The organism is Delftia sp. ZNC0008 (assembly GCF_000799035.1).
Lineage (GTDB): Bacteria > Pseudomonadota > Gammaproteobacteria > Burkholderiales > Burkholderiaceae_C > Comamonas > Comamonas tsuruhatensis.
In genome coordinates, this window is record NZ_JTKZ01000529.1 from 1 (window position 1) to 7,516 (window position 7,516).

The 7,516-nt window shown below is 68.3% G+C and carries 5 protein-coding genes and 1 pseudogene; 2 read left to right on the forward strand and 4 right to left on the reverse strand.

Annotated elements, in window-relative coordinates; translation table 11 throughout:
- On the forward strand, positions 1–712 hold a 712-nt coding region (locus L995_RS17795), incomplete at its 5' end, for a TolC family protein (protein WP_047472832.1).
- A 69-nt stretch (positions 713–781) separates the two neighbouring features.
- Here L995_RS17795 and L995_RS17800 read toward each other — a convergent pair.
- The 4 genes from L995_RS17800 to L995_RS17815 all read right to left on the reverse strand — a co-directional run bounded on the left by L995_RS17800 (position 782) and on the right by L995_RS17815 (position 5,801).
- Entirely contained in the window at positions 782–2,056 is a 1,275-nt protein-coding gene (locus tag L995_RS17800; RefSeq protein WP_016446718.1) for an acyl-CoA dehydrogenase family protein, read from the reverse strand.
- A 79-nt stretch (positions 2,057–2,135) separates the two neighbouring features.
- Entirely contained in the window at positions 2,136–3,221 is a 1,086-nt protein-coding gene (locus tag L995_RS17805; protein ID WP_013802790.1) for a phosphotransferase, read from the reverse strand.
- A 151-nt stretch (positions 3,222–3,372) separates the two neighbouring features.
- A complete protein-coding gene (locus tag L995_RS17810; protein WP_012205125.1) occupies positions 3,373–4,092 on the reverse strand; it encodes a Crp/Fnr family transcriptional regulator in 720 nt (239 codons plus the stop codon).
- Between the two features lie 170 nt (positions 4,093–4,262).
- Entirely contained in the window at positions 4,263–5,801 is a 1,539-nt protein-coding gene (locus tag L995_RS17815) for a 3-hydroxyacyl-CoA dehydrogenase (RefSeq protein ID WP_052195825.1), read from the reverse strand.
- Positions 5,802–5,901: 100 nt separating this feature from the next.
- On the opposite strand from L995_RS17815, the pseudogene L995_RS17820 reads away from it, so the two are divergent.
- Positions 5,902–7,516: pseudogene (locus L995_RS17820) on the forward strand (type IV pilus assembly protein FimV); the annotation flags it as partial.

The window sequence follows — 7,516 nt, forward strand, 5'->3', positions numbered from 1 at the left end:
CGTGCTGCTGGGCCAGGCCCGCCGCCCCGCGCTGGCCACGGATTCGCTGCAGGCCCTGCAGCTGCCCGAGATCGGCGCAGGCCTGCCCACGCAGCTGCTGCAGCGCCGCCCTGACATTGCCAGTGCTGAGGCGCAACTGACCGCCGCCAGCGCCAACCTGCAGGCCGCCCGCGCGGCGCTGTGGCCCCGGCTGACCCTCACGGGCAGTGCAGGCACCAGCGCTGGGCGCGCCAGCGACTGGCTGCGCGAGCCGGTCTATTCGCTGCTGGCCGGCCTCGCCGGCCCCATCTTCGACGGCGGTCGTCTGGTGGCCGAGCGCGATGGCGCCCAGGCCCGGCGCGAGGAGCTGCTGGCCGGCTATTACAAGTCCATCGTCGCGGCCTATGGCGATGTGGACCTGGCGCTCAACGCCGTCCACGGCCTGAAGGCCCAGGCCGAGGCCCAGGCCGAGGTGCTGGCCCAGGCCCGCCAGGCCGTGTCGCTGGCCGAACTGCGCTACAAGGCCGGGGCGGAAAGCCTGCTGTCCCTGCTGCAGGCCCAGACCACGCTGTACGCGGCCCAGGACGAGGCCGTGCTGCAGCGCCTGCTGCAGCTGCAGGCGCGCGTGGCGCTGTACCGCGCGCTGGGCGGGGGGTGGGAGGCGCCTGCCATGGGCGCTGAAATGCCGGAAAGGCAGGCACAAAAAAGCCAGGAGGCATTGCCACCTGGCTGAGAGGGAAGGGCCAGGGCCGCCACCCGGTCCTGCCGGGTGTGCGGCCCAGGCCTCAGGCTTGAAGCCTGCTCAGCTGCCGCGCGTGATGGGCACGCCGGCATCCTTGCCGTAGGCGCCGTACTTGCCCAGCTCCCACTTGGCGATGGCGTTGCGGTGCACTTCGTCCGGGCCGTCGGCAAAGCGCAGCGTGCGCGCGTGGGCGTAGGCGCTGGCCAGCGGGAAGTCGTCGCTCATGCCGCCGCCGCCGTGCACCTGCATGGCCCAGTCGATGACCTGGCAGGCCATGCTGGGGGCCACCACCTTGATCATGGCGATCTCGCTGCGTGCCACCTTGTTGCCGGCGATGTCCATCAGCCAGGCGGCCTTGAGCGTGAGCAGGCGCGCCATGTCGATGCGGCAGCGTGCCTCGGCGATGCGTTCCTGCGTCACGGTCTGCTGGGCCACGCTCTTGCCGAAGGCGATGCGCGAGCTGGCGCGCTTGCACATCAGCTCCAGCGCGCGCTCGGCCAGGCCGATCAGGCGCATGCAGTGGTGGATGCGGCCGGGACCGAGGCGGCCCTGGGCGATCTCAAAGCCACGGCCCTCGCCCAGCAGGATGTTGCCCACGGGCACGCGCACGTTCTCGAAGTACATCTCCATGTGGCCGTGCGGCGCGTCGTCATAGCCCATGACGTTGAGCGGGCGCACGATGCGGATGCCGGGCGCGTCGCCGGGCACGATGATCATGCTCTGCTGCGAGTGCTTGGGCGCGTCGGGGTCGGTCTTGCCCATGGTGATGAAGACTTGGCAGCGCGGATCGCCGGCACCCGAGATCCACCACTTGTGGCCGTTGATCACGTACTCGTCGCCCTGGCGCTCGATGCGGGTGCAGATGTTGGTGGCGTCGGAGGAGGCCACCTCGGGCTCGGTCATGGCGAAGGCCGAGCGGATCTTGCCGTCCAGCAGCGGCTTGAGCCAGCGCTCCTTGAGTTCGGTACTGCCGTAGCGCGCAATGGTCTCCATGTTGCCGGTGTCGGGCGCAGAGCAGTTGAACACCTCGCTGGACCATGGCACGCGGCCCATGATCTCGGCCAGCGGCGCGTATTCCTGGTTGGTCAGGCCGCCGCCCTTGTAGCCTGCGGCCTCGGCGCTGTCCACGGGCAGGAACAGGTTCCACAGGCCTTGCTCCCGGGCCTTGACCTTGAGCTTCTCGATGGTCTGCAGCGGCGTCCAGCGCTTGCCTGCGGCGGTGTTGGCTTCCATCTCGGCGGCATAGTCCTTTTCGCCGGGATAGATGTGCTCGTCCATGAACTTCAGCAGGCGTTCCTGCAGGTCCTTGGTCTTGGGCGAATATTCAAAGTCCATGGATGCGCTCCTTCTCTTGGCTTGTCGCTTGTGGTGGAAACGGGGTGATCGGTGAGTGTTGGGGGCTGGTCTGGATGGCTCAGCTGCGCTGGGCGAAGGACCAGGCAAGCTCGGCCATGGGCCGGGCCGTGTCGCCGGAGGCCTTGGCCTGGGCGCTGGAGGCCGTGCCGGCCTCCACGCGCTTGGCAATGCCCTGCAGGATGGCCGCGATGCGGAACATGTTGTAGGCCATGTAGAAGTTCCAGTCGGCGCGCAGCGTGTCCACGTCCTTGAGGCCCGTGCGCTCGCAGTAGCGGCGGATGTATTCCTCTTCGCCCGGAATGCCCAGGGCCGCCAGGTCCTTGCCTGCGATGCCCCGGCCCAGCGTGGCGGGGATGTGCCAGCTCATGCAGTGGTAGCTGAAGTCGGCCAGCGGGTGGCCCAGGGTGGACAGCTCCCAGTCCAGCACGGCGATGACGCGCGGCTCGGTGGGGTGGAACATGAGGTTGTCCAGGCGGAAGTCGCCGTGCACGATGGACACGCGCGAGGCATCCAGCGCGCTGGCCGGCATGTGGGCGGGCAGCCATTGCATGAGCTGGTCCATCTCGGGGATGGGCTGGGTGACCGAGGCCACGTACTGCTTGCTCCAGCGGCCGATCTGGCGCTCGAAGTAGTTGCCGCTCTTGCCGTAGTCGGCCAGGCCCTGGGCCGCGAAGTCCACGGTGTGCAGGGCCGAGATCACGCGGTTCATCTCATCGTAGATGGCGGCGCGCTGGGCCGGCTCCATGCCGGGCAGGGACTGGTCCCAGAGCACGCGGCCTTCCATGCACTCCATGATGTAGAAGGCGCGGCCGATGATGGATTCGTCCTCGCACAGCGCATACATGTGGGGCACGGGCACGTCGGTGCCGGCCAGGCCCTTCATCACGCGGAACTCGCGCTCGATGGCATGGGCCGAGGGCAGCAGCTTGGCCACGGGGCCGGGCTTGGAACGCATCACGTAGCTGCGTCCCGGGGTGATCAGCTTGTAGGTGGGATTGGACTGGCCGCCCTTGAACATCTCCACCTGCAGCGGGCCGGCAAAGCCCTGCACATGGCCCTGCATCCAGGCGGTGAGCGCGGGCACGTCGAATGCGTGCTGGTCGGAGACGGGGCGCGTGCCTACGAAATGGTCGAAAGTGCTCATGGGGCAGTCAGTCCTGTGATCGGTTCGGAAACCGGTTCTAGAAAGGGGTGCGGCCGCGCGGCACGGGCGCGGTAAGGCACCGGCCGGCGCGAACGTCCGGTCGGTGGGAGGGATGTGGCAGGGAAAAGGGCGCGGCGCGGGCCGCGCAGGTTCAGGCGTCGGGCGCGGCGATGCGCAGCAGCGTGTCGCGGTCGCAGACTACCAGGCCGCCCGGCTCGATGCGGATGGCGTTCTCGCGCTCCATGGCCTTGAGTTCCTGGTTCACGCGCTGGCGCGAGGCGCCCAGCAACTGCGCCAGTTCCTCCTGCGCCAGGTGCAGGCCGATGCGGATCTCGCTGCCATCCGACAGGCTGGTCACGCCATAGCTGCGCACCAGGTGCAGCAGCTGCTTGGCCAGGCGCGCGCGCAGCGGCAGGGTGTTGAGGTCCTCGACCAGGCCGTAGAGCTGGCGGATGCGCCGTGCATGCAGGCGCAGCATGGCTTCCGAGAACTCCACATGCATGGACAGGATTTTCTTGAAGTCGGTCTTGGACACGCACAGCAGCGTGGTCTCGCCGTGCGCATAGGCATCGTGCGTGCGCTTGTCCCCATCCAGGATGGCCACGTCGCCGAACCAGATGCCCGGCTCCACGTAGTCCAGCGTGATCTGCTTGCCCGTGATCGAGGTCGAGCTCACGCGCACCGCACCCCGGGCGCAGGCGATCCATTCCTCGGGCGGTTCTCCGCGTGCGCAGATGAGCGTGCCATCTTTGAACCGTTTGACGTAAGCGCATCGAAGAATGTCGTGCCGAAGCGATGGAGAAAGTGATGAAAACCAGCGACCGGAATTGATCGCTTCACGTTCTTCGATGGTAAGAATCGGGTCGTCCATGGCCTGTCTTTTGCGTGACTGATGACGGTCACATTGTCGCGTGTGGGACCGCCGCGGCGCAGCATGCCGCCGGCGGGCCTGTCACTTCGGTGTCTGGGCCTGCCGAAAACGGGGCAGGGCGGCGAAAAAAAGGCGACCCGTCGTGCATCGGGTCGCCGGCTTTGCAGGGCTTATGGCTCCTCGTGCGTGAGGCTCAGCCCCAGCGCGCCACGGCGGCGCAGCCAGGGGCTGGGGCGGTAGCGCGGATCGCCGTAGACGGTCTGCAGGTTGAACAGGACCTCCAGCATGTTGGTGGGGCCCCAGCGGTCGCCCATGGCCAGCGGGCCCATGGGATAGCCCAGGCCCAGGGTCACGGCCTTTTCCAGGTCGGCCGGGCTGCCGATGCCCTGCTGGCAGATGTCGCTGGCGATGTTGACGATGGAGCCCACCACGCGCTGCGTGACGAAGCCGCCGCTGTCGCGGATCACGCTGACGGCCTTGCCGTCGCTCGCAAAAAGCGCATGGGCGGCATCGCGCATGTCGGTGCGCGTGGCCGGCGTGGTGGCCAGCACGCGGCGGCGCGTGTCGGCGTCGGCCAGCAGCATGTCGATGCCCATGGTGCGCGTGCAGTCCAGCCGCTCCACGGCAGCCACCGTGGTCACGTCCAGGCCCAGCGGCGCCACCAGGATCAAGGCCTGCTCGGTCGGTGCCTGCGCGGTTTCAATGCGCGCGCCCAGGCTCTTGAGCAACTGGTAGATCTCGTTGCGCCGGGCCGCGCGTGCCGACACCCAGACCGGGGGCAGCGTCTGCACCTGCGGCACGGCAGGCTCGGCAGGCTGCTCGGCGCGGCCTTCGGCATAGCGGTAAAAGCCCTGGCCGGTCTTGCGGCCCAGCAGGCCGGCCGCCACGCGCTGCGCGGCAATGGGGCTGGGGCGGTAGCGCGGCTCCTGGTAGTACTGGTGGTAGATGTGCTCCATCACGGCATGGGTGACATCCAGGCCGGTGAGATCCATCAGCTCGAACGGGCCGAGCTTGAAGCCCACTTGCTCGCGCAGGATGCGGTCGATGGTGGCGAAGTCGGCAATGCCTTCCTGCACGATGCGCAGCGCCTCGGTCACATAGCCTCGGCCCAGGTGGTTGACCAGGAAACCCGGCGTGTCCTGCGCGCGCACGGGCGTGTGGCCGAAGCTGCGCGCGAACTGCGTCAGCGTGGCGCAGGTGGCCTCGTCCGTGGCCAGGCCGCGCACGATCTCCACCACCTTCATCAGCGGCGCCGGGTTGAAGAAGTGAAAGCCGGCAAAGCGCTGCGGGTGCTCGAGCGCCGTGGCCAGCGTGGTGATGGACAGGGCCGAGGTATTGCTGGCGATGAGGGTCCCGGGCGCAACGATGGCCTCCAGCTCGCGCAGCAGCGCCTGCTTGGCGTCCATGCGCTCGACGATGGCCTCGATCACCAGGTCGCAGTTCCTGAACGCATCGAGACCGTCCGCCACCGTCACCCGGGCCTTGCAATCTGCGGCCTGCTCACTTGTTATTTTTTGTTTCTTCTCAAGCAGGTCCCACAGCGCAAACAGCTGTTGCTGCGCTTGCGCGGCAGCGCCCGGGCGAGCGTCCTGCAGCAGCACGCCGGCGCCTGCCTGGGCGGCCAGCTGGGCGATGCCTTGCCCCATGATGCCTGCGCCTATCAAGCCGACGTTCCTGATAGGAGAAATGTTGTTTTGGATCATGTACATAGAGGAGGTGTCCTACAGGTGTCTATGCAAAAATGCAAGCGTTCAAAGAAAGGCTGATGTGAGAATTTGTAGCACCATTCTCGGCGTCGCCCTGTCCTCCATGGCCTGGAACGCGTCCGCATTGTCGTTGGGCAGTCCCCGGGGCAACGTGGTGCTGGGCGCTCCGTTCGACCTGGTGGTGGGCTTGCAGCCCGATAGCGGAAATGACGCCGGCAGCTCCTGCGTGCGCGCCGAGCTGCTGGCCGGTGACAGGCCCATCGAATCCTCGCGTGTGCGCGTCAGCCCGACCACATCGGGCAAGGCCGTTCGTGTGCAGGCCAGCTACACGGTGGACGAGCCCGTGGTGACGCTCAAGCTCTGGGCCGGCTGCGAAGGCGGCGGCATCAGCCGCAGCTATACGCTGCTGGCGCAGCTGCCCGAGTCGGTGGATGCCACGGGCAATCAGCCCATCAATGTGCGGGAACTGGCGGCAGCCCAGCCGGCGCTGGCGGCCGCGGGTGCCGGTGCAGCAGGTGCTGCAGGTGCAGCGGGTGCTGCTTCCGACCCATCTTCGACTTCCTCCCGCCCGGCCGCTGGCCGCAGCGCCCGGGCCGATTCCGGGCCCGCAGCGGTGCCCGTTGCCAAGGAACCGAAACCCCAGTCCAAGCCAAAGACACAGCCAAGGCCCCAGGCCAAACCCAAGGCGGCGGCCGAGAAATCCAGGCCGCCCGTGGGCGTGACCGCCCAGGCCCAGGCCGGGCAGTTGCAGGCGGGCCTGCGCATAGAACCGCGCCTGCGCATGGAGCCGGTGGAGGAATGGCTGGGCACGGGCGGCACCCCGGGCGCCGCTGGCGCAGCCGGGACACCCGAGGGCGCCGCCGCATCTGCGGCTCCCATGTTCGATGCGGGCAGCGAGCAGCTGGCCGAGGCCAACAAGCGCGTGCAGGCGCTGGAGGCCGAAATGGCGGCCTTCAAGAAGCGCGACACCGCCGACCGTGGGCAACTGGCCCAGCTACGGGCCGAACTGGAGGCCATGCGCCAGGAGTCGGGCGGCTCGTCGTGGCTGTTCAATGCGCTGCTGCTGGCGCTGATCGCCGCCGTGGCCGTGATCGCATGGATGGCCTGGAAAATGCGCTCGGGCGCCTCGCTGTTCTCGCGCGAGCCGGATGCCTGGCGGGAATCGGTGGAGCGTTCGTCGCAGGACCCCGTGCCGTCGAGCCCGCCGCATTCGCACGATGACGGGATCAACACCCTGCCGCATTCCCTGGACCCCCATCGGCCCACGCGCCCCATGGCACCCAGCCTGCGTGAACACCGGCCTGCGCCGTCGCCCGATGATCGCCGTGGCCCGGATACCCTGGCCTCGCCCTATGTGCAGCGCGGCGCGCAGATGCGCCCTGGCGTGACGTACGAGCTGCATGAGGACGTGGACCCCGGCGATTTCGGCCCGGCCACCATTCCCGTGCCTGTGTCCGTGCAGGCCGAGCTGCCCGAGCCGGAGGGCGAGAAGACCGCAGCGCGCTCGCCTGCGCCCGAGGCCATCAAGGCCCGGCGCATGGTGCAGCCCGGCGAAATGTTCGACGTGCAGCAGCAGGCGGAATTCTTCATCTCGGTGGGCGAGCACCAGCAGGCCATCGAGCTGCTGCGCTCGCACATCGCCACGCATGAGGATTCCTCGCCGCTGGCCTATCTGGAGCTGCTGCACCTGTACTACACGCTGAGCCGCCGAGACGACT

Coding starts and splice junctions, on each gene's coding strand:
- L995_RS17800 (WP_016446718.1), bottom strand. CDS start 2,056: ATGGACTTTGAATATTCGCCCAAGACCAAGGACCTGCAGGAACGCCTG.
- L995_RS17805 (WP_013802790.1), bottom strand. CDS start 3,221: ATGAGCACTTTCGACCATTTCGTAGGCACGCGCCCCGTCTCCGACCAG.
- L995_RS17810 (WP_012205125.1), bottom strand. CDS start 4,092: ATGGACGACCCGATTCTTACCATCGAAGAACGTGAAGCGATCAATTCC.
- L995_RS17815 (WP_052195825.1), bottom strand. CDS start 5,801: ATGTACATGATCCAAAACAACATTTCTCCTATCAGGAACGTCGGCTTG.